The following is a 21,894-nucleotide window of genomic DNA, read 5'->3' on the forward strand; positions in this document are numbered from 1 at the left end:
TCCAAGATAGCCATAGATCCCACCTTTAAAATGTGGGGTTCATGGAGCGCTTACGGAGGATGTACATACGATTGTGGAATAAGCACGCTGATGCCTACTGGCTAGACGTTTACGTGACCAGAGTAAAACATGCCCCCGAGCTCCAAGTTCAACGCCCGGCGTCAATCAGTAGATCGGATGGCATGTACCTGATGGCTTTCGCAATGCGCAAAAAATTTGGCGGACGTGACACAGGTCGATCAGTCGCTTCATGGCGAGGAAACTTACGTCTGCGGCGATACGGGGGACACCGAAGTGGGTAAGCGCCCGCAGCGTGGACCAATCACCCTGAAACCGTACGACTAGAGGAAAGATCCATGAGTTAAGGACAGGAAAGATCTGTTTTTCGACCAACTCATGATTTTTTTACCTCAAGTAGCGAGGGCATGAAAAATCGGTAGGTACTTCAGTCCTTCCTTAGTGCGCACTAAACAACGCAAATACACCCACCACGGCCCACAGCACTGACACATACTGCATGGGCACATAAAACAACGTGTGTTTCTTGCGAAAGATCACTTCGCCACCCGTGTTTTTATCTATGTAGGTTTTGCCCGGCTGGTTATTCAGCTTGTGGCCAATATAGGCGTTGGCGGCCGCACCAACCAATAGACCGACACCCAGCCCGAGCCCATTGAAGAGCCCAGCGAAAGGCACCATGCAGAGCAGCGGGATAAGAATCGAAAGAACGCCCCAGCCTTGCCAAATAATAAAAAACATAACACGTCCCTGGTTAATTTTTGAGGCGCGCAATCTAACAAAAAAGTGGCGCCACGGCAATAACTTGAAATCAATTACCAGCAACATGATGAATCATGCGAACAAAGGCCCTGATTAACGAATAAAACGTGTCATTCGACAATCGCCCCCCATCAACCGGGCCTCGTTTATTTCACTGTCAACGTCTATCCCGACGGATGTATTTTTACCGAGCGCCTTGTCAGGGCATAAGCCTGATGGCTCAGTAGTTGACGCAGAGTGAATTGGCCCTCGGGTACACAGTGTCGTCAAGCCTGATCAAGCCGTCACGAACCAACGAAAGAGCCGCAGCAGCCAGGGAGGGTCTGAAGTAGTCATGTATTTCTGGCTGACTGCAGCCTCTGCCGACCTTGAACGCGGCAAATCAATCAAAGACGATCAGGTCACACGCTCATTTCTGTGTTTTTAGCCACTACGAGCATCTCGCGGTAACCATTCCCCACATTACAGGCGCACCTCTCTCGCACTCGTCAGTCAATATCTACGCGCCATCCACAAGTTCGACAGCGCCAACAGTGTCACCCGTTGCGCCGTGTTCTTCGTCAGACCACGGTCGCGCGTCTTCACGTAACCGAACGGGCGCTTGATCACCCGAAACGGGTGCTCGACCTTGGCGCGCACCCGGGCCTTGGCCTTTTCGATCTTGCGCCTGGCTTCGGTTAAGCTGTTACTGCGACGACCCCATTTATGTCACCTGCGCAGCTCTATGGCTGCTCGTACATGCAATGCGCGGCCGAACACCTGATTGGCTTAACCGCGAATGCGGCGCTCAGTGAACTCATAATCTTCCTGGCAATCGCCGGAAGGGTCTGACGCCACATTCACGTAATGCACCGTGTCGGCATCGATCAACTTGTAGGCGTAGACATCTGGCAAACGCACTCCATCAGTTCTCAATTCGTTCTTGCCATTGGCGGCCGACCAGCGGCCATGTTCGGTTTGAATCGGCTGGGTCTGCTGGGCATCCCGGAAAAAGGTGATGGTGAAGCTGCCGTCGGGCTTGAAGTCATTGTTCCAGGATAGGAACTGGCATTTGCCGTTTTCTGCCCGCAGGCCTTTCCACGAACCAATCAAGGATGGATCGTTGGCCGGCTTGTTGGCGGCGCAGCCACCTAACGTTGCAGCCAGGACGATAAGGCTCAGGGAGAAATTCCGTTTCACGTAGTGCTTCCTTCTTCAAATGGATTCTGTGTGTTGCGCCGGCTCAGCGCTGACTCAAATCGGCCTCAACGGCCTGGTACGCTGGCCACGGGAATACGCGCCTCCGATTGGGTGACATCGTAGACATGTTGTTCACAGCGATCATCCACAAACTGAAACTCCACCAGATAGACCTTGCTTCGCTCCGGTGTGAATGTGCTTCTAACCGGGCCACATCGATAGAGACGCCCAATGCTCTCGTCACTGGCGTAACCCGAGACCACGAACGGTTGATCGGCGTCGGCCTGTACTTCCAACTGCGGGAAGCGCTTCAAAGTTGCGCTGCTAACCGTTTCGTTGAGAGTGGCAATCCAGCCGAACACCTTGCCCCGACCGGTATCCACTACAGTTCCCTGCACATCCATACGCTGGTCAGGATCCGTTGCGCGCCTGATCGAAAACTCTACTGGGTGGGTGGCACCCGACGCTTTCATAATGACCTTGGCGTGCTGCGCATCGATAGTCACTTTGTTCTGGCGCAGTTGAATACCGTCGCTGAGCAAACTGGGGGAAGAGTCTCTGACGTTGGATTTACACCCAGGTAATGTCAGAATCAGGCTCAACATTAGCAGTGACGTTTTTTTCATAAACACTCCATGTACATTATTAAAATTACTTGCCGCCAATTTAAAAGGGGACGGATTTATTTTCGATGCGCCTGACAGGACTATCACCTTATTCACGCATAAAAAATAAATCCGTCCCCTTTTAGGTCCATTGCTGATTTCTCAGTAAGCCAAGGCGACTCAAAATCAATTTTTTTAAATTCTCCTCTGGATTAAATTCAAGACATTTTTCAAGATCCGCAACAGCAGCCCTATCATCACCCAACTCGTGAAAAACATCAGACCGATTATAGTAGGTCCACGGGTAGTTTGGATTCAATTCGATAGCTTTAGCAAAATACCTGAGCGCATCTGAAAACCGCTTCAACTCTAAATAGATTGTAGCCACAGTGCTATAAGCTGACGCATCAGCATACCCAAGAGCAAAAGCTCGCTCCAGATCACTGAGCGCCATATCGGACCTCTTCAGCATCGCATACACTGTACCACGATCAGCATATGCCAAAGCATTGTCTGGGTCGACTTGAATGACATCCCCGTATAAACCAAGGGCATCATCAGCCCGACCCTGGGACAGGAATACTCTCGCCCTCATACAAAAAACCGATAGATCAATCTTCTTTTCACTCATACAACTGTTCCTCGATGACTATCATATTTTTTTGCATTAGCACTCACCTTTTCAATTAGACTCGATAAATAAGCTTCCATGACATCGAAGCGGATCGCCGTCGCATACGGGCGTTTGGGGTCTTGCCGTGAACACGCCCTAATCGAAGATGGAATATCCTCCCTTAGCCACAACTCCTTATATTGAAATATAGCATATGAAGTTCCTTCGATATCCTCCACGACCATATGCCCGCGCCAAGCATTTTCATACAACTCCCCAGAAATTGATTTAACAAATAAAATAGCCTGATCCCCCACAATCAAAGCCATATCCCCCCATGTCCCACCAGATCGAACGAACTCAACCTCTGAACCAAGGAAGGTGCTATCAATCCCTTTCCCTGTCGTATATATTTTTTCAATTTTCGCCCGTAATACTTGCGGGCGCGGCGCATCAACAATCTTGACAAAAACAAGATCATATCTCGCCACTTTTTCAGATAAAAAGCCTAATTCCTCGCTCACTTTTGTGGCCTCCACTGCGTCCCAACCTGACACCCATTAGCCTTGATTTGAGACCGGCCAATGGGCGTCCCCTTTTCTTTTTTTCGCTCTTCCCTATTACATTAAATCTCGTCAAGATGCCCACTGGGTCTTTTCGGGGAGACTCCCACTTCTCCAAAGACGAACCAGCTTAACAGCCGCTCTTTGTGACCATTTACCGCTAATATCCAATAAACACTCTTTTAACACACGAACAGTCTCATTTTTTTTATCCAACCGGATCAACCCAAACTCTGGATTACGGCCAAACGCATACTCAACATATTCATCAGTTTCTTCAATCTTATCCATCTCTATATAAAACGCCATACATCAATACTCCTCTCAATCGCCCAGTGGACTTGGGTAGCGCAACTGCGTTTTGTCATGAGCCGTACCGTAGTCCGTCCGAAAGATACCTTCGAATCTAGATTCAAAATACTCATGCTTAAACAATTGTACGTCATCCGCCTTATAGGTTCCATTCTGAAAACCCTTCCAAATTTCAGCTATATCGGCATCAGCATCAAAACGACCGACACTTCCATCGCGCAGAGTATGATCCTTAAAGAACAGGTGATCCTTTACTCTTTCCACTTGAAACTCAGGAACTCTTAGATTAGCAGCAATATCTGAAACATCAGCACTAGAGTTCCGAATGCTATCGTATTGATCTACCGCCCATTGCTCACGCTTTAGAAACTCCTCAACTGAAATTTAATTTAATGGGGACGGATTTATTTTCGATGCGCCTGACAGGACTATCACCTTACTCACGCATAAAAAATAAATCCATTTTCGATGCGCCTGACAGGACTATCACCTTACTCACGCATAAAAAATAAATCCATCCCCTTTTAGGTCCTAGCCCATAGAAATCATTGAACACCACTATATGGATCACCAACAGAATGTCCAAACTCAGCTATTGCACCTCTAATTTCCTCAGCAACCTCCAACGATAAGACCTTAAAATCCTGAACCAATATAAAATTAAAAAACCCCACAAGACCAAGTCTTGCAGTGATAGCGATAGCACCTTCAACAAATTCTAAATCACTTCCATCCCAATACGATATCAAAATACCCTCCAACTCTCTTTTCAAAGAGTCAGATAATATCATACATGTATTCCACTGACGCTCACTCAGCTCAAGCAAAATATTTACAACATCGGATTTATTGCACTTAGTATCCGCGCCACTTTCAACAATCTCTAAAAACTCAATATACAACTCACCCCCTGACATAGAGTCTGGCAAAGAGCAGTAATACAAAAAATCTTTCATTTCTAAAAATCCACAGAAATTTAAAAGGGAGCGAATTTATTTTCGATGCGCCTGACAGGACTATCACCTTACTCACGCATAAAAAATAAATCCGTCCCCTTTTAGATGCTCCAGATTACTCGCCGCCCTCCCTTTTGCACCTATTTATTTTGATGGGCTTATGAAGAACGTGGTCTGACAACTATTTTTATCGAAGGGACCAGTCATGTATTGATATAAACTTAATAACTTGTTCTGGCGCATCTTCTAAGGAAGCTCTGTAGTCTGTAACAAAACTAATCCCCGTCAATATGCTTCCACTTTTTTTTAGAAGAAAGTCATCATCCGCATCATTAAACAAAACATCAAACTCCCTTTCTAAGCTCCGAAGATCATCCCCCACACTGACACTATTAAATTTTCCACGATACCCTTCACCTACGGCAATTCTATAAAGCCTTCCGCTATTTTCGAAGTACAGCGAGACCGCCTCATTCATAAATCGATATGAAAATAAAAGCTCATTACCAAAACCGATCTTCCTCTTAATTCCGACCCAAGAGTTATTCTGAAGGAGAATATCACGAACAGGTACTTCCGGACCGTACCACTCAACCACCCCAATTTTTTCGCTAACATTGGAAAACGATTCACCTAAAGAGAATCCTGCTGCTGACATACCTGGAACAAGGTCAGAGTACAAATCAGGGAATAAATTTCTCATAGATCACTTCCAGCCCTTCCACTCACCGCCCTCATATTTCAGACGATTTCCTTGGGTATCATAGTATTGTTGATAACGCGTAATAGTGCCCGGACTAAAATCAGGCGACGGATCAATTACCCGTATTTCTATATTTTTATTGCCAATCTTCTCAGTACTAACAAGCTTGTAGTACGGACTATCACCGTGGGTTCCACCGCCCGGATGGAACTCTACCTCTTTTATTGTCGGGTGTCCTTCAACGTTAAAGACCTGTGCTTTACCTGAAGTACCAGCCAATGGTGCTTTCGGCGTAACGCTCGCACCATCAAGCGTTAGCGACTGCTTGATATCATCAATCGATTTACCCCACATGCTCGACGGCGATTCAGCAATATTTCGAGGAATCCCTGCTTGGGCGGCCAGATCGTCTCTCAGCCCAACACGCGCAATTGCAGAAGTAGCCGGCACTTCAGCTGCACCAGTCGCTTTTGCACCATCTATCCCCCGCCCAGCCACAACCAACTCGTCACCCAGCTTAGCAAGGTTGCCAATCTTCGCAACCTTGCTCACCCGGCTGACCGGCAACACGCTCGCCGCCCACTCGGTTCTATACTTGGCCTTCAACGCAGCGCTGGCGTATGGATCATCCTGCAGCTCATAAAGCTTGGCGAGCCCATAGGTCTCTTGGCTCTCATTCCAAAGCCCGCTTACCAGTTCGCCAGGACGCGAAGCCATCACGACCAGACCATTGGCAATCTGATCGGAGGTATCGACGGGGTGAGTGACCAAGCTTTTGCCCAGCGAAAAGATACCTTCAGCGATACCGGCCAGCGCCTGCCCTTGGCCTACAACATCACCGCTGGCGCTGTAAAAACCGGCGCTGAGAACCTGCCGGATATTAGCCCTCTCCTGGAGATTCACGCGCTTGTTGTAGAAATCGCGCGCCTCGGTTTGCCCCGGATCGTACTCCGCTATCGGTGTCAGGTAGCTCAGGTTAATCTTTTTGTCCGCATACGCTGCGGAATGAGTGAGCTGATAATTCTGCACAAGACTCAGGGTTTCATCAGGGGTATAGGTCTTGTTGGCCGAGGTGAGAACGGGCACGTCGCCCGTCGTAGGGCCTGGGTCATAGGTGCTGCCCAGCGGTGCCAGTGCCCGCCCCAGGTATGTCAGGGTGGTTTGATCCGGCGGCAAGCCCTTACTGCTGAGCAAGCTATGCCAGCCAGCATCGGTGTAGTAAGCCAATGCCCGGCCCAGACGGGTCTCCGCTTCTTCCACACTAATACCTGCCGCCAGCGCCAACGCAGGCGCTTCATTTTTGAGCAGGGGGATTTCTTTCGGGTGCAACTGGCGATTGTAGGCATCCACGGCGTTGCCGGTGATCGCCGCCGTCACTTGCCCGCCCAGATTGCCTCCCGAGGCGGCGGCCGCACCAACCCCAGCCGAGATCAAGGTAGCAAGTGAGTTGCGCTCGCTTTCCTTGACGCTGCTGTCTTTCAGCGCCTTGTCCACCATCGGCATAAACGTCGCCGACGCTGCCGCACCCTGTGCGCCGGCAAGCGCATTGCCACTGGACAACCCCTGCGTAGCGCCTGCCAGGGTATGCAGCAGGATTCGCGCCGCTCCGCCTTCGCCCCAGGCCTTTTTGACCACGCTGTCAGTGGCTTCGAATTCGCGCTGATCGGCGTAGTCGCCGATCGCCTTATAGGTATCCGCCGCCGTGGTATTGGCCACGATCCCCACCGCCGTCGCGCCTCCCGCTCCACCCAATCCAGCAGCGATCAGGCCCGTGGCAATATCGGCCATAAGCCGCTTGTCGCCACCGATGTTCCAACTGGCCGCCTCTGCCGCAGCAGCGTTCGCCGCCGGCGCTACCTTCGTGTCCGTTTTCGCCTCTTCTGCCAATTTATTCGCAGTATCCGCCTTGGCTTTGGCCACCGCGCCTACGATGCCGGTGGCCAATTGCACGGTGCTTTGAATAAGGTCGATTCGCTCCTGCATCGCCTTCTGGTCAGGCTTGTCCAGCTTCTGATTGGCGTTCGCGGTATCGCGATTGAGTCCGACCAGATCATTCGCGCCCTCGGCGCTACGGACGACTATCGTGCCTTCGCTGACCGCACTGCGTGTGCGGCTGTGGTCCGAGTCGCTCAGCGACAGCGGAATGCTCCCCCCCAGCGTCGACCCGGATTTACTGCTATAGGACACGCTCAAGCCAGCCGACTGACTCGTGATCTCGCTGACGTTTTTAATGTCACTGACAATCAACCGATTCGTGTCCAGCAGGTTCTTGTCCGCAGACGCTTCACTGGCAATCACTGCGCCTTGCAGCGTGGTCTTGTCGCCGACATGAATGTTGTAACCACCCGCCCCGGCGAACAGACCACTCTGATCCGTCACGGCCTCGTAGTTGCTGTTCATGTTGCCGGCAGCCAGGCTGGCGGAAGCCGTCACGGGCGCGCCGTAGCAGAACGGCGGAATGCAAATGCTCCCGCCGAAACCGGCACTGCCCTGCTCGCTCTTCTGGGTCTCGCTGTCCTGGCGCGAGGTGATAGTGAGGTTGCCGCCGATATCCGCCTTGATGCTCTGCGCCCGGACTTGCGCGCCAGCCAGGGTGGTGTCTTGTCCACTGCGCAGGACCAGCGAACCGGTATCCAGCGTGCTGTTGACCTGGGTTACCGAATCGCCGGTACCCATGCTCTTGGCGATGGACGCGCCCAAATCGAGGGTGAAGCCATTCTGTTCGCCGATATTGAAACTGACACCAATGGCGGTTCTGTCGTTATTGCTGTCGTTGGCCCAGTTCGCGGTGCTCTGCGCGCTTTCCAGGGTGAGGTTGTTTTTTGCCAGCAACAGCGTATCGGCCGCTTTCAGGCTGCTGCCAATGACATGAATATCGCCCGCCGTATCCGGCGCGCCGCCATCGGCGATGATCGTCAGGGTTTTACCGGCCGTGAGCGAGCTTTGTTTGGCGGTCTGGCTGTTGTACTCGCTGGTGCTGGTGTTGTGGGTACTCGCCAGTTCGGTGCCGATCTTGATCAACGAACCATTGCTGCCGGAACCGCCTTTCTTATCCGCATAGCCCGACCGACCATCGTAGGCATCCGACGACGCGCCCCCCAGGTTGTAACCCGCCAACGCCGCCTGCGCCCACTTCACCGCCTTGAGTCGAGGATCATCCGCGCTGTTCGCGGCTTTGATCGCGCTACGCATGGTGTTGATGCTATCGATCACCATGCCGCCCACCACTCGCCCCACCGCCAGGCTGCGGCTCTCGTCGGTGCTGTTCTGACTCGCGCTTGCCATACCGGCGGCGATCGTCACGTTGGCACCGGTCAGGCTCATGCTCTGGGTGCTGACCAGGTCACTGGCGGTCACCCCGAGCGTGCGACCGGCGTTGAGCGACACATTGCCGGCACTGGAACCGAGGGTGCTGCCGGTCAAGGTGGTTTCCGAGGAGTCACCGGTATGGTTCTGGCTGCTGGTGGACAAATGCTGGTTGCCGGTCATGTCATCGAGGCCCAGCTTGTTCCCCGTCAACACGCCGGTGAAGTCGTGGTTCTTTTCCTTGTGCAGCTCGTCGCGGCTGAAGGTGTTTTGCGCCGCATCGATCTGCAGGTCACGCCCCGCGCTCACCGAGAGGTCCGCCGTGCTTACCAGTGACGAGCCGCGGACCAGTCCGTCTTGCCCTGCGTGGACATCGACGCTGTTGCCGGAGACCAGGCTGCCGACCGCCGTGGTCCGGCTTTCGTTGACCTTGTCGGTCACTTTGCTGGCCTTGAATCCACCGACGCTGCGACTTTTGCTGTCTTTGTCGTGGCGCGTCTGCTTGCTGTCGACCGCGGCGATAATCGAAATATCGTTGCCGGCCTGAAGCTGCGCCGCGCCTTTTTCCGCAACCACTTGGCTACCTTGAACCACCAGGTTGCGACCGGCCTGAACCGCCAGTTGCTGCGCATCGAGGTGCGAGCCCTGGGCTGTGGTTTCACTGGTGGAGTCGCGGGTGGTCGTGGTTTTGCTGGAAAGGAAGCCATTGCTGCCTTTGACCTTGTGCGCTTCGTCGGCGCTGCGCGCGCTCTCGCCGGCCGTCAGGTTGACATCCCGCGCCGCTTGGGCAATCACCGCACCGGCGGTGCTGCTGAGGCTGGCGGCACGCGCGTTGAGGTCGTTGCCGGCGCGAAGGCCCAGGTCGCCCTGGGTCTTGAGGCTGCTGCCACTCTCGCTACGGCTGGTTTCGGTACGCCAGTTGTCTTGGTCCCAGTGGTTGCTCTGGTCGCGGCTCTCGATGACCGTCGTCAGGTTCAGGTCACGACCGGCGGACAGGCGGGTGACGCCCGTGCTGCCGCTATTGACCACCTGCGCGCCCTGCAGGTTGATGTCACGTCCGGCAGTGGCCATCAGGCTGGCCGCCGGATCGGTAACGAACAGACCGGCAACCCGCGACAGGTTGGTCTGGCTGCCCTGCGCACTGTGCGTAGTGATCGTGCTGGACCGCACATTCAGATCACGCCCGGCACTGACCATCAGGCTCTTGTCGGCGGCGATCTGGCCACCGAAGTTGTTCAGGTCCTGCGTCGCCTCAAGGCTGACGGCGCTGCCTTGAATGCGCCCTTCCAGGTTATTGAGCGTGTCCGCCTTGATCGCGACCACTTGACGTCCCGACAAGCTCGCGCTGTTGACCAGATTGCCCGTCACGTTCAGGTTCAGTTGCTGCCCGGCCATCAACCCGCCCGCGCCGTTGATGTCGCCATCACGGACCCGCACATACACCTGCGGCACCAGCACACTGCGGACTTCGCCACTGGCCAAGGTGACATCCTTGGCCACCAACCAGACGATATCGCTGGTCAACTGGGCCATCTGTTCGGCGCTCAGGGCCACACCGGGAATCAGCTTCCAGCTATTGGCGTAGGTGACGGCGTTGTCGATCAGGCCTCGGTACTGCGCTTCGTCGTTGGCATAGCCGTCGACGAAACGGCGACCGGTCAGTTGCGCCACCTGCTCGCGAATCAATTTCTGCTCATAGAAACCATCACCCATGCGTTGCTGGGTCGCCGCCGGGTTCAGGTTCAGCCTGCCGAGCATGTAATCCGAAGACAGCCATTTGGCATAGTTGGTGAAGCGCGGATCGGTCTCGATCAGATAGCCGGAGGTGCTGCTGGGCATCGACCGAAACAGTGCGTTGTCCGGCAAGGCGCTGTTCACCCCGCCGGTGAGAATGCGCTCTGCCACGCCACCGACGTTGTTAGTGGAATTGGCCAGTACCTCGCTGATCGGCGTGAGGCTGGGTGCAGTGATCGTGCGGCTGGAGAATGCGCTCTGCCACACCACCGACGTTGTTGGTGGCGTTGGCCAGTACCTCGCTGATCGGCGTGAGGCTGGGTGCAGTGATCGTGCGGCTGGACACCTCGCTAGCGCCCACCTTCCCAAGACTCAGGCTGGCGAGCTGGGTGCCACTGCCTTGCGGGGCGGTGTTCTGTTTATAGACCGTCGGTTGCAAGGAAATGGCCTGCACACTGGGCGCCGGGTTGTAGGCGGCAGAGTCCATCCCCTGACTGTCGCGGCCTTTGCGCTGGTGGCGATAAAAGTGTTCGAGTACGCCGCTGTCCGTGGTGACCTGCTGTCCGGCGACTTCGGTGTTGGTCAGGCTGTTGGCGCTGGCTTGCAACGCGCCACCGGCGATGATCCGACTCTTGTCGTTGAAGATCTGGTCGGCGTTGATGCGCAGATTGCCGCCGGCGAGTATTTGCCCGGGATCGGAACTGGCGATCTGGGTTTGGGTCACGACACGGGTCAGGTTGTAGCGGTTCCAGTCGTCATTACTGCCTTCGGGTGTCACCAGAATGTCGACTTCGTCGTTATAGGTCGAAATCTGATTCGGATCGTAGCGATTGACCGAGCCGGTCAGTTGATACTGTTGCAGCGCCTGGCGCGAGACCTCGACCTCGCGTGTCGAGAAGTGTTCGTTGGTGTTGCGCACAGAAGCTGCGTTCAACGTCAGGCCGCCGAGGGCCTCGATGGTCGCGCTGGCGTTATTGAGTTCGCGGGCTTGACCGGTGGCCTGGTAGGCGCTGTCCAGCGCCCCACCGATGGCCATGTCACCGACACTGAAGATCAACCCGTGTTCGCTGTTGTTCAGGTATTGCGCACCGATATCCAGCCGTACGCGGGCGGCAATCACCGCCGCCTTGCCGTTTTCGACGGTATTGGTCAGCGTGCCCGCTGCCAGCGACAGCTGGTCACCGTAGATTCGCCCGGTACCCAGGTTGCTCAGGGTGGGCGCGCTCAGCCGGGTGGACTGGCCGTCGATCAGGCCGCGGTTGACCAGCGACTGGCTGGCTCTCAGTTGTACCTGCGGGGCACTGATCACACCGACCGCGGCGTTATCGATTTGCCGGGCCGACAGCGTCAACAGGTTGCCCGCCTGCAAGCTGGCCTGGTTGCTCAGTAGCCCCGTGGTTGCCAGTGTCAGGTTGCCATTGGCCTGCAGCAGGCCGGTATGGACGTAATCGCCATTGAGCGTGAAGGACAGATCACCCAGGCTCAAGGCCTGACCGCTGCCGCTATAGCTGGCGCTGTTGAGCGTCAACGAGCGTCCGGCGACCAAGGTGCCGCCCTGGTTGTTCACGGTTTGGGTTTTAGCCGCCAGGTTACGGTCGGTCAGCAACAACTGAGTACCGGCCGAGATCTTCCCGGACTGGTTGTTCACCACCCCGCTTCCGGTCAAGGTCAGTGCCTGATCGGCAATGATCGAGCCGTCCTGGTTGCCCAACTGATCGGCGGTAAGGGTGAGGGTGCGCCCTCCAATACCTTGATCCAGACCTTGGGTGCCCGCGTTGTCGATCTGCGCCGCGGTCATCAGCAGATCAGCACCGGTGCGAATCAGGCCGCCGCTGTTATCAAGCTTGCCGTCGATAGTGAACTTGAGGTCGCCCAGCGCTTCGATGCGTCCACCGTGATTGTCGAGGCTGGCGCCCACGATTGTCGTACCGGTACCGCTCTGTAGTTGCCCGGCGCCGCCATTGCCGATGGTCCCCGCGTCGATGCCCAGGGCCTGCCCGGCACCGACGAAGCCTGCGGTGTTGAGCAACTGGCCCGAGACCAGCGTGATCGATTGCAGCGCCTCAAGGTGACCGCTACTGTTGTCCAGCAAACCGTTCGTGGCCGTCAATGTCAGGCTCGACTTCACCGAACCGAGGCTGCCTTGGTAGTTACTCAGCGAGGCGGCGGTGACTTTCACTGCGCCCTGACTGGCGATCACACCTTGACTGTTATCCAGTGCCCCCTGCAAATCAATGCTCATGAGCGAAAGGCCGCTCTGCAGGACTTCGCCTTTCACGTTGGACAACTGACCGGCCTTGATCCCTACTTGAGCCGCACTGACTTTGGCGCCATCGGTGCGCAATACCTTCGCGGCGGTGGCGGTCAGCGTGCCCTTCGCGGTCACGTGCGCCCGGCTGACATCGACATCACCCTGGCGGCCGGTGAGCGTCACTTGGGCGGCGGAGGTCTGACTGTCGCTCAAGTCGAGGGCCCCTGCCTGGGCCTGCAAAGTCTCGGCGGCAATATTCTGCCCGTGGGCGCTGAGCTGGCCCGAAGCCTCCAGGGTCAATCCGCCGGTCTGGCCCAGCTTGCCACTGCTGTCGACCCCGCCAGCCAGGGTCGAGCCGCTGGTGCTGCGCAGGTTCGCAACCGTCACCCGGGTATTGCCCTGGGCGGCCACCATACCGCTGTTGTCGAGGTCGGCCGAGGTAGTGAGCGTCAGGTCGCCCTTGGCGTACAGCGTGCCGCTGTTCTGGACTCCGGTGCCGGTGAGCGTCAGGTCGCCCTTGGCGTACAGCGTGCCGCTGTTCTGGACTCCGGTGCCTGTCACGACCGTGGTCGAACCGGCACTGCTGATCTGCCCGCTGTTTTCCAGACGTCCGTCTGCATGGATGACCACATCGCCGACACTGGCGCCGATCTGCCCGGCATTGCGTACCCCGACACCCGCGCCATTGCCCACCAGGACGATCTTGCCGGCATACATACCGCCCAGTTGCGCGACATCAATGCCGACCACCGGCGTGCCCGCTGCGCCGTTACCGGCGCTGGTCTTGCCGGCCTGGATGCTCAAGTCCTTGGCCCAGATGCCCGCGTTGACCTCGACGGTGCGCGCAATGACTTCGGTGTAATCGCTGTCACGCGTATCCATCCCGGCACCGTTGACGGTTATCTTGCCGCCGTCGACTTGATAACCCTGCAGTACTCCGTTCTCGACCTGCGCCTTGCCCGTGGTGAGGGTCGCGCGATTGGCGTTGATGAAACCACAGCCATCACAGCTGATCCCGGACGGGTTGGCGATCACCACCTGCGCCCGGGACCCGGCCACTTCGACATAGCCGTTGAGCTGGCTCGGATTGCTCGAATTGACTTCGTTGAGGATCACCCGCGCCGTGCCGCGACCCAACGCCGGATTGGCGTCCACCCAGCCGCCCAGCTGGGTCTGAACGCTGGTCGCCGAGTTATTGAGGATCACGCCACGCCGCTCGACGTCGAACTGTTGATAGGTATTGCGCGACACGCCGCCCGCGCTGGGCGCGGTGATGTTGACCTGGGTTACCCCGTTCCCGGCCACCCCGACGCCCGCCTGCTGCGCGGCCGGCGCGCCGGGGTCGGCGACCACGGCCGCCTGGGCCGACGAGGTGTCCAGCATGATCAGGCCGAGCGCCGCCATCAGGGCAAAACGCAGGGGTGTCAGGCGGACCACGCAGCCGCCAGACGTTGTACCGGCTGCACTACCACTGGCTGATTTCGAACCGCTACTCACATTTTCGGCAACTACCATCAACAGGCCACGCGCCTTGTTGAAAATGATCCGATACAGATGCTTGTTAATGATCAATTCCTTTTGAACTGCGCCAGGCCACAGATGCGCCAGACGCCAAAATAATGGGGCCGAAAGCTACTGAAGCAGCGGGTGAGCGGCGAACCAGGCGCGCGCCTCGGCGGGCAGGACACCGATGCCCTGCCACTTCTTGATACGAAAGCCGCGCTCATCGCCACGATGCTCCAGGAAGCGGCCAAAGCGTTGCGCCCAGAGCCGACGCAGCAGCAGTCTCGATAGTTGTCGGGTATGCCCGAAAGGCGCGACCCAATCGCTGACCCAAAGACGCTCGCCACTGTTCCAGTCAGCCTCAGACATGCACACCGGAGCATTGTTCAAATAGCGCTGCTCGGCCTCGGCACTGAGGTTCATCCAGGACATGAAAAACACCGGCGTGCCTTGCTCGCTGGCGAGCATGAACTGGCGCTGCTTGATCGCCGGCAGCAGCAGTGCCGACAAGGTATGCAGCGGCGCATCACGATGCGCCGCCGACTGCATCCACAACCAGACGGCGGAACCGAACGCGGTCGCCTCGTTCCAGGGTTCGTCGGACAGCTGGGGGGCGATGATTTCAAGACTGTCGAAGTGCATGCCGGTCTCCGTCAAAACGACCAGTTGAGGTTGAAACCCGTGGTTACGGCGGCCGTTTCGAAATGGCTGGGCTTGATGAGCGGTTGGCCGACGAACAGGTCATAGGAAAACTGCTTGTAGCCGCCCCGCACACCGACCACCGAGCCCGCCAGACGGCGCCCGGACAAGGACTGGCTGGAATGTCCGCCGACCTCGCCATAGTCGACGCCGAGATAGAGTTCCTGGCCGCTCTGAAAGACGAACCAGCCCAGGTCATTGCGCAGGGTCCAGCCGCGTTCGGCGGAGAGGATCTGTTCGCCATCGAACCCGCGGACGCTGTAGCGCCCCCCAATGGAGAAACGATCCTGAGCGATCAACGGCGAGCGATTCCATTGGCCGCGCCAAGCGCCGATGTAGCGAAATTGCTGCGTCCCCAGACGGAACGGGGTTTGCAACTGGGCGTTGGCGCTGATGATCTTCGGCCGTGACGTCCCCTCGTCGAGGTCTTCTTCCGGTGCTCGTAAGGCATGGTCCGCCCCGGTTCCACGTCGATAGCTCAGGCCCAGATCCAGGGTATTGCTGCCCATGAACTCGCGGTGATCGAGCCCCAGCTCCCAGCCCGCCATACGCCGACGCTGCACTTCAATTTCGGTGTCGTCGATAGAGTTGCTGGAGGTGCGCGACCAGCCACTGGCCCATGCCGACGTCTTGCGCACGGCATCGCGGTAGAGCAGTCGTGAAAGTTTCAGTTCGTTGTTGCTACTGTGGCCCTGATAGTCATAAGTCTGACTGCTCCCGGCCACGGTCTGGTGATAGTCGTACTCGCTGGACGTCAGGCCCAGTTGCCAGTAGTCGTACGGCAGCGAATAGTGCAGGGTGTGCCCTTCAGAACCACGATCACCACTTTTGCCGCCGCCCAGGTTGTGGCTGAAACTGGCATAGAACAGGTCATTGAGGCCCAACGGATTGTCCAGCGACAGCGCGACATTGCCCTGATATTTACCGGTGTCGTAGGTGCCCGAGTCGTCCGTCGACAGACTCAGGCGCGCCACGGAAGCTTGCTTCCAGAGGATCACCACATCGCTTTCTCCCGGCTTGGCGTCAGCGTCGTTTGCCGGCGTAATCTGCACGTCAGCTTCGGCCGTGGGCACCCGCTTGAAGTTCTCCAGGGCTTGCTCGATGTCCCGCAGGTTCAACAGATCACCGGGTTGGGCGGGCATGGCGTTCCACAGCGTCGCCCGCGACGAGGTGCCGTCGGTAAACCGAATGTGTTTGATGCGTCCCGGAACCAGTACCAGAGCAAGCGTCCCCTGGCTCAGGTCCTGAGGGGCGGCCAGCACCCGCGTGGTGACGAAACCCCGCGCGATGATCAGGTTCTGTATGCGCTTCATGGTCAGGTTGATGCCCGCGGCCCCCAGGCAACGGTTCAGCGCCGGATCGGACGCCGGGTTGGCAGCACGCAGCGCCCACTGGAAGGCGGCTGAATCCTCACCTTCGAGCACGATATGGCGAATCGTGAAGCATGGCGTTTCATTGGCCGGCAGCAGGCCTTGACCATCATCCGGGGAGGCCTTGAGGCGTACGTCAGGAGAGGGTTCGAGCTGCTCGCGCAAGACCCGTTCGCGCTCTTGTTGGCGCAGCAACGACTGTTCCTGCGCGCTCGGCTCTGCCGCCGTGGCGGCAAGACTGGCAAACAGGCTGACGATTGCGAGGGGATACAACGAGCGTTGCACGACGAAGCGGCCACGCACAAAAGCACGCAGCCGGGTACACGAATGAGGCTTGAAAAACACGACACTTCCCTGAGAATGAAACTTCCTGCACGCACCCGTTAGTCAGGTGCGTTGTCGGACAATTGTAATCGAAAGGTGACAGGATCGAAACAATTAGCAACATTCAATCAGAGAAGCCCCCAGTCTCAGGGAAACAAAGGAGGCATCTCTGTGCCAGCAGCTGGGATTATTCAGAGAAAATCTGGTTGCCATCGACGGCAGTAAATTCAAGGCAGTCAACAATCGCGACCGCAATTTCACCAGCGCCAAACTGAAGCGGCGCATGGAAGAAATTGAATCGAGTATCAATCATCTTCTAGAGACGGCACCTGACCGCCTACTGCAACGCCCGTACCCTCAGTAATATCGTCGGGCAGGTTACGGATGCCAGAACGCCCAGCCAGCAGTCTCTTCCAGACTTCTTCTACTCCGCCCCCAGAGGCCCGACAATTCCGACGCCCGTGACTACGATCCGCTTTTGACCTTCGAGATTAATCATTGAACCCTCTTCATTTTTCAGTCGACGCCCACTAAAAGCAGCAAGTTATGGCCTATGGCTAAAGCTTTGTGGTCAGGTGAACGGAGAGAGGACGGGGTGGCGTCCTATCCACCAGGTTTGCTTGCTTATTCGCTGTTTCAGTTTGACCCGTATTGTCAGGACGGATCTTGAACCAGATGGAGTACATCGCCGGCAGGAACACCAGCGTCATGATGGTTCCGACGAACGTGCCTCCGATCAGCGTGTAGGCCAGCGTCCCCCAGAAGACGGAGTGTGTCAGCGGAATGAACGCCAGGATTGCGGCGAGTGCTGTCAGCAATACCGGGCGGGCACGTTGTACCGTGGCTTCGACCACTGCGTGAAACGGGTCCAGCCCTTCTTGCGCGTTGTGATGGATTTGCCCAATCAGAATCAGCGTATTGCGCATCAAAATGCCCGAAAGGGCGATTAGACCGACCAGAGCGTTGATACCAAACGGCTGCTGGAAGATAAGCAGTGTCGGCACCACACCAATCAACCCCAGCGGCGAGGTGAGGAACACCATGATCATCGCCGAGATCGAACGGACCTGCACAATGATGACCAGCAGCGTCATGGCAATCATGATCGGGAATAACGGCAACATCGCTTTACCGGCCTTGCCCGACTCCTCGATTGCACCCGCCTGCTCAATCCGGTACCCGCCAGGCAGCTTGTCGATGACCGGCTGCAGCTCCTTCATGATCACGCTCGAGACGTCCGGTGGCTGCAAGCCTTCGGCAATGTCGCCGCGCACGGTGATGGTCGGCGTGCGGTCTCGACGTCGGAGGATCGGATCTTCCATACGCACATCGACCGCTCCCACCTGGGACAACGGAATCCGCTGACCCGCAGTACCTACCAACGTAAAGCCTTCTATCTTGGCGGGATCGTGCCGAATATCACCCGCTGCGCGACCCACCACCTGCACCGAACGAATGTCCTCACGAACCGCGGTGATCGGTACGCCCGCCAGCAGGAACTGCAGTTGTTGCGCGACTGAACTTGACGTCAACCCCACCGCCTCCAAGCGATCCTGATCCAGAGCGAAATGCAGCGTCGGCGTCAGCGGCCCCCAATCGGTGTTGACGGTTCTCATCATCGGGCTCGACTGCAACACGTCCTGTACCTGGCCCGCAATCCCGCGCAACGTTGACGGATCAGGTCCCATCACCCGGTAGGCAACAGGGAATGGCGAGTACGGACCAAACACAAGCTGAGTCACCCTGACACGCGCTTCTGGGGCAAGTCCCTCAGCCGCCGCTTCGCGGATACGGAACTTGAGGGTCTCGCGCTCCTCCTGGCTGTCCGTCAGCACCACAATCTTCGCGAACGACGGATCAGGGAGTTCCGGCGCCATCGCCAGATAGAAGCGCGGCGCGCCTTGCCCGATATAAGCGGTGACGATTTTTGCCTCACCCTGCTTTTGCAGCCAGGCCTCTATCTTGGCGGTGGTGGCGCTGGTCTGCTCAATGGAGGTGCCATACGGCATTTGCACTTCAATCAATACCTCTGGACGGTCCGAGGTAGGGAAGAACTGCTTCTTGACCAGGCTCATGCCGAGGATCGCCACGACAAACGAAGCGATGACAGTACCGGCCACCAGCCATTTTCGAGCGATGACCCGCGTCAACACCTGGCGGAAGCGGTTGTAGTTAGGGGTGTTGTAGATGGCCGCGTGACCACCCTCGACCTTCTTGATGTTCGGCAACACCTTCACCCCCAGGTACGGGGTAAAAGCTACCGCGACCACCCAGGAGGCAATCAGGGCAATGCCCACGATCCAGAACATGTTGCTGGTGTACTCGCCGGCTGTCGACTGCGCGAATCCGTTGGGCATAAAGCCGATCGCCGTCACCAGGGTACCGGACAGCATCGGCGCGGCCGTATGACTCCAGGCGTACGCGGAAGCTTTGATGCGGTCGTAGCCCTCTTCCATTTTCACCACCATCATTTCGATAGCAATGATGGCGTCGTCCACCAGCAGTCCAAGCGCCAGGATCAACGAGCCGAGGGTAATACGGTCAAAGTTCTTTCCAGTGGCCGCCATCACCACAAACACCACAGCCAACGTCAACGGCACAGCCGCAGCGACCACAACGCCTACCCGCCAGCCCATGCTAAGAAAGCAGACAAGCATCACCACAAGCAGCGCGACGAAAAACTTGACCATGAACTCGCCGACGGCCGAACTGATATTTACAGATTGATCGGTGACCTTGGAGAGCGTCATGCCCAACGGCATGCCTTCATTTATCTTGACCGTCTCCGCGTCCAACGCCTTGCCGAGGTCAAGACCGTTCCAACCCTCACGCATCACGATCCCCAGCAACAAGGCCTCTTCACCGTTATTGCGCACGAGAAAGGTTGCCGGATCTTCATAACCACGTTCGATCGTCGCCACGTCAGAGAGTTTGAGCGTGCGCCCCTGAACCGCAATGGGTGTGTCACGAATCTTCTGCACCTTATCGAAGGCGCCATCCAGCCGGAGGAAGACCTGCGGTCCATTGGTTTCGATCGAACCGGCGGGCGTGAGCACGTTTTGATTATTCAGCGCGGCAAAGATGTCCTGAGGAGATACGCCCAAGGTGGCCAACCGATCATGGGAAAAGGAAACAAAGATACGTTCGGGCTGCTCCCCAATAATGTTGACCTTCTTCACGCCCGGCACATGCAACAGTTGTTGGCGCAACGACTCTGCATCACGCACCAACAGTCGCTGCGGCTCGCCTTTGGCTTTCAGGGCGAAAAGCGCAAATGTCACGTCCGAAAACTCGTCGTTGACCATTGGCCCGATGACACCCGCCGGCAGCTTCCGGGCCTCATCATCGAGCTTTTTGCGTGCCTGATAGAACTCCTCCTGCACTTGCGAGGGCGGCGTGCTATCGAGCAGTGACACCATCGTGAAAGCGAGGCCAGGACGGGTGTAGGTTTCCGTGCGGTCGTACCATTTCAGTTCTTGCAGGCGTTTTTCAAGTGGCTCTGCTACCTGATCCTGCATCTCCCGCGCCGTGGCGCCCGGCCACGCGGTAATGACCGTCAACTGCTTGACCGTAAACGGAGGATCTTCCGCACGTCCCAGCTGAAAGAACGACAAGATGCCCGCAACGGCAATCAGGAAGATCAGAAACACCGTGATAGAGCGCTCACGAACTGCGATCGCGGAAAGATTGAAGCGCCCCTCGCTCATGGACGACCTCCGGCAACTTTGGCGTGATCCTGTTGAGGCGATCTCACTTCTTCACCCTCTCGCAACAGATGTGCGCCTAACGCTACGATCTGCTCACCGACCTTGAGATCGCCCGCGACTCGGGCCGAGTCGTCGCTCAGACCCAAGACTTGAACAGGTCGCCAGGCCACCTTCGCAGGATTACCGACAATGACCCACACGCCAGTGCCTTTGCCTGGGTCATAAACGGCTGCGATCGGCACTTGCATCGCTTGCCCTTGCGCGGTGCCTTCAGCGATCCGAAGCGTGACGGTCGAACCTATCGGTGCATTGGCCAGCGCGCCCTCAAGCACATACCGCGCCTCAAAGGTGCGCGTCATACGGTCGGCCGAGTCAGAAAGCAGCCTCAGCTTCGCTGTAACAGCACCCGTGGTATTGCCATAAAGCGTCGCTTGTGCGGTGGATCCTGCTGCGGGGCGCAACGTCTCGGGCAGGTGCACGATGGCTTCGCGCTGACCTGCCCGCGCCAGTCGAACCACGGGCTGCCCCGGGCTGACGACTTGCCCTGGCTCGGCGAGCGTCTCCACCACAACGCCGTCGGAATCCGCAAACAGCACCGCATAACCAGAAGCATTGCGGGCTACATCAGCCTGCGCTTCAGCGGCGCTAAGCTGCGCCTTTGCGGTATCCGCTGCGGCTTTGATCTGGTCGTAGGCCGATGCAGAAATAGCGCCTGCGGCGACCAGGTCGCGATATCGAGCCTCGTCATCCGTTGTCTGCTTGGCTCGGGCCCGAGCGGCTATGACCGACTCTTGCTGTGCTCGCGCCTGTAACCCCAGGTCGATGGGGTCGAGGCGCATAAGCGGCTGACCATGTTTAACGGTCTGACCAGTGTCAACCAGACGCTCAAGTACCTTGCCTGATACCCGAAAACCCAGGTCGCCCTGGACGCGGGAAGCCACTACACCTGTGAAGGAACGCGAGACGTCGGACGAAGCCTGAACCGCAGAGACCCTCACCAGTGGGGCAAGCGTACGCGGATCCTCAACGGTGGATGAGTCGCCACACGCCGTCAGGACGAGAGGCAACAAGCAAGCGGCAATGGGGAAAGGTCGAAGCCGGCGCATAGGTTCCCTTACTTAAAAATAGGACGAGCGTCATATTTTCAGCCTTGTGACCGATTGTGTCAATGGTCACTAATTGTGATGCGTATAGCTCCTCAAACTCAGAACAGAAACCACGGCAATCAATAATAAAATCTGGCTTTGCTCAAATAACGTCAATTGACAGGATGTGACCAGCACGTAATA

At 56.9% G+C, this 21,894-nt stretch carries 15 protein-coding genes and 4 pseudogenes; 2 read left to right on the forward strand and 17 right to left on the reverse strand.

The window, feature by feature from the left end; genetic code table 11:
* Window positions 1–207: 207 nt before the first annotated feature.
* Window positions 208–312, forward strand: a pseudogene (locus FPT12_RS24435) (IS5/IS1182 family transposase); the annotation flags it as partial.
* Between the two features lie 144 nt (window positions 313–456).
* Here FPT12_RS24435 and FPT12_RS24440 read toward each other — a convergent pair.
* From FPT12_RS24440 to FPT12_RS24510, 14 genes and pseudogenes are all read right to left on the reverse strand, one after another.
* Window positions 457–846 carry a hypothetical protein gene (locus FPT12_RS24440; protein ID WP_145021154.1) on the reverse strand — a complete coding sequence of 130 codons (390 nt, stop codon included), beginning with the start codon at window positions 844–846 and terminating at the stop codon, window positions 457–459.
* A gap of 426 nt (window positions 847–1,272) precedes the next feature.
* Window positions 1,273–1,455: pseudogene (locus FPT12_RS24450) on the reverse strand (transposase); the annotation flags it as partial.
* Window positions 1,456–1,548: 93 nt separating this feature from the next.
* Window positions 1,549–1,959 carry a hypothetical protein gene (locus FPT12_RS24455; RefSeq protein WP_145021157.1) on the reverse strand — a complete coding sequence of 137 codons (411 nt, stop codon included), beginning with the start codon at window positions 1,957–1,959 and terminating at the stop codon, window positions 1,549–1,551.
* Window positions 1,960–2,024: 65 nt separating this feature from the next.
* Window positions 2,025–2,585 carry a hypothetical protein gene (locus tag FPT12_RS24460; RefSeq protein WP_145021160.1) on the reverse strand — a complete coding sequence of 187 codons (561 nt, stop codon included), beginning with the start codon at window positions 2,583–2,585 and terminating at the stop codon, window positions 2,025–2,027.
* A 121-nt stretch (window positions 2,586–2,706) separates the two neighbouring features.
* Window positions 2,707–3,195, reverse strand: coding sequence for a M48 family metallopeptidase (locus FPT12_RS24465; protein WP_145021163.1), 489 nt, complete (start codon window positions 3,193–3,195; stop codon window positions 2,707–2,709).
* A complete protein-coding gene (locus FPT12_RS24470; RefSeq protein WP_145021165.1) occupies window positions 3,192–3,701 on the reverse strand; it encodes a hypothetical protein in 510 nt (169 codons plus the stop codon). Before FPT12_RS24470 ends, FPT12_RS24465 begins: the two co-directional genes overlap by 4 nt.
* Before the next feature lie 111 nt (window positions 3,702–3,812).
* Complete coding sequence (locus tag FPT12_RS24475; RefSeq protein ID WP_145021168.1) at window positions 3,813–4,049, reverse strand: hypothetical protein; 237 nt, start codon at window positions 4,047–4,049, stop codon at window positions 3,813–3,815.
* Window positions 4,050–4,064: 15 nt separating this feature from the next.
* Complete coding sequence (locus tag FPT12_RS24480; RefSeq protein WP_145021172.1) at window positions 4,065–4,316, reverse strand: hypothetical protein; 252 nt, start codon at window positions 4,314–4,316, stop codon at window positions 4,065–4,067.
* Between the two features lie 281 nt (window positions 4,317–4,597).
* Entirely contained in the window at window positions 4,598–5,008 is a 411-nt protein-coding gene (locus FPT12_RS24485; protein ID WP_145021175.1) for a hypothetical protein, read from the reverse strand.
* A 187-nt stretch (window positions 5,009–5,195) separates the two neighbouring features.
* Window positions 5,196–5,711: a hypothetical protein gene (locus tag FPT12_RS24490; protein ID WP_145021178.1), complete on the reverse strand. Its 516-nt coding sequence runs from the start codon at window positions 5,709–5,711 to the stop codon at window positions 5,196–5,198.
* A 3-nt stretch (window positions 5,712–5,714) separates the two neighbouring features.
* On the reverse strand, window positions 5,715–11,018 hold the full coding sequence (locus FPT12_RS24495; RefSeq protein ID WP_145021181.1) for a hemagglutinin repeat-containing protein: 5,304 nt from the start codon (window positions 11,016–11,018) through the stop codon (window positions 5,715–5,717).
* Complete coding sequence (locus FPT12_RS24500; protein WP_145021184.1) at window positions 10,936–14,574, reverse strand: filamentous hemagglutinin N-terminal domain-containing protein; 3,639 nt, start codon at window positions 14,572–14,574, stop codon at window positions 10,936–10,938. Before FPT12_RS24500 ends, FPT12_RS24495 begins: the two co-directional genes overlap by 83 nt.
* Window positions 14,575–14,634: 60 nt before the next feature.
* Window positions 14,635–15,147, reverse strand: coding sequence for a toxin-activating lysine-acyltransferase (locus FPT12_RS24505; RefSeq protein ID WP_145021187.1), 513 nt, complete (start codon window positions 15,145–15,147; stop codon window positions 14,635–14,637).
* 11 nt (window positions 15,148–15,158) lie between these two features.
* Window positions 15,159–16,919 carry a ShlB/FhaC/HecB family hemolysin secretion/activation protein gene (locus tag FPT12_RS24510; RefSeq protein WP_256676852.1) on the reverse strand — a complete coding sequence of 587 codons (1,761 nt, stop codon included), beginning with the start codon at window positions 16,917–16,919 and terminating at the stop codon, window positions 15,159–15,161.
* 148 nt (window positions 16,920–17,067) lie between these two features.
* On the opposite strand from FPT12_RS24510, the pseudogene FPT12_RS28115 reads away from it, so the two are divergent.
* Window positions 17,068–17,232: pseudogene (locus FPT12_RS28115) on the forward strand (IS5/IS1182 family transposase); the annotation flags it as partial.
* On the opposite strand, the pseudogene FPT12_RS28120 reads toward FPT12_RS28115, so the two are convergent.
* From FPT12_RS28120 to FPT12_RS24525, 3 genes and pseudogenes are all read right to left on the reverse strand, one after another.
* Window positions 17,207–17,397 (reverse strand): annotated as a pseudogene (locus FPT12_RS28120) (beta-ketoacyl synthase N-terminal-like domain-containing protein); the annotation flags it as partial. The pseudogenes FPT12_RS28115 and FPT12_RS28120 sit on opposite strands and share 26 nt — an antisense overlap.
* 58 nt (window positions 17,398–17,455) lie before the next feature.
* Window positions 17,456–20,605: an efflux RND transporter permease subunit gene (locus tag FPT12_RS24520; protein ID WP_145021189.1), complete on the reverse strand. Its 3,150-nt coding sequence runs from the start codon at window positions 20,603–20,605 to the stop codon at window positions 17,456–17,458.
* On the reverse strand, window positions 20,602–21,711 hold the full coding sequence (locus FPT12_RS24525; RefSeq protein ID WP_145021192.1) for an efflux RND transporter periplasmic adaptor subunit: 1,110 nt from the start codon (window positions 21,709–21,711) through the stop codon (window positions 20,602–20,604). Before FPT12_RS24525 ends, FPT12_RS24520 begins: the two co-directional genes overlap by 4 nt.
* Window positions 21,712–21,894: the final 183 nt, after the last annotated feature.

The organism is Pseudomonas sp. H3(2019) (assembly GCF_007713465.1).
Classification (GTDB): domain Bacteria; phylum Pseudomonadota; class Gammaproteobacteria; order Pseudomonadales; family Pseudomonadaceae; genus Aquipseudomonas.

Coding starts and splice junctions, on each gene's coding strand:
- FPT12_RS24440 (WP_145021154.1), bottom strand. CDS start 846: ATGTTGCTGGTAATTGATTTCAAGTTATTGCCGTGGCGCCACTTTTTT.
- FPT12_RS24460 (WP_145021160.1), bottom strand. CDS start 2,585: ATGAAAAAAACGTCACTGCTAATGTTGAGCCTGATTCTGACATTACCT.
- FPT12_RS24465 (WP_145021163.1), bottom strand. CDS start 3,195: ATGAGTGAAAAGAAGATTGATCTATCGGTTTTTTGTATGAGGGCGAGA.
- FPT12_RS24475 (WP_145021168.1), bottom strand. CDS start 4,049: ATGGCGTTTTATATAGAGATGGATAAGATTGAAGAAACTGATGAATAT.
- FPT12_RS24485 (WP_145021175.1), bottom strand. CDS start 5,008: ATGAAAGATTTTTTGTATTACTGCTCTTTGCCAGACTCTATGTCAGGG.
- FPT12_RS24490 (WP_145021178.1), bottom strand. CDS start 5,711: ATGAGAAATTTATTCCCTGATTTGTACTCTGACCTTGTTCCAGGTATG.
- FPT12_RS24505 (WP_145021187.1), bottom strand. CDS start 15,147: ATGCACTTCGACAGTCTTGAAATCATCGCCCCCCAGCTGTCCGACGAA.
- FPT12_RS24520 (WP_145021189.1), bottom strand. CDS start 20,605: ATGAGCGAGGGGCGCTTCAATCTTTCCGCGATCGCAGTTCGTGAGCGC.
- FPT12_RS24525 (WP_145021192.1), bottom strand. CDS start 21,711: ATGCGCCGGCTTCGACCTTTCCCCATTGCCGCTTGCTTGTTGCCTCTC.